This window comes from Psychrobacter sp. 1U2 (assembly GCF_051847575.1).
The window spans coordinates 1-596 of sequence record NZ_JBPYDC010001461.1 but is presented as its reverse complement, the minus strand read 5'-3'; the positions used below and the strand labels follow the sequence as shown (position 1 = coordinate 596).

The 596-nt window shown below is 43.3% G+C and carries 1 protein-coding gene; it reads right to left on the bottom strand.

Features of this window, described 5'->3' with window-relative positions:
- A partial coding sequence (locus ACS8FD_RS22640; RefSeq protein ID WP_439277513.1) for a DUF3100 domain-containing protein occupies positions 1 to 596 on the bottom strand: 596 nt, incomplete at both ends.

The window sequence follows — 596 nt, the reverse complement described above, 5'->3', positions numbered from 1 at the left end:
CAGGTAGCGCAGCAATCGGATTAAAACCTTGTCCCACCCAATTACTCAATAATAGCACACCGCATATAGCGACCAATAATAATACTGACTGCCATATTGATAAGATAGACTGCTCTTGCAAACCAAAATCCATGGCTTTACTGATATCAGCGCCATTATTTTTTCTGAATTTACTGGTAACTTTGTATAAAAACTCAGCGGCTGGTAGCGCTATGAATAAGCTGACAAATAATCCTGTAGCATAGGTAAGCAAATTAGAAGTCGCGGCAAAGGCAGTAATGGTCTCCTCTTGCGCTGGAACAGTCTCTGCTAGCGCTGCTGAACAGGCACCCATCATACTACCACTACCGATACCACAAGCCATTGCTAAAGCACGTATATCTAGAATGTCTAAAGAGGCAATGACCCCTGCCATAAGTGAAAAATAAATTGCTCCAAATAAAGTACCCATCACATAGACACCCATTACGCCGATACCTTCAGCGCTCTGAAGTCCATACTTATCAGCAATTAGCGCAATATTAGGCTCACGAGCAATTGAGTGAGTGGCACCAATAGACTCTCTTCCCATGCCAAACACCAATACAGCAACAGGC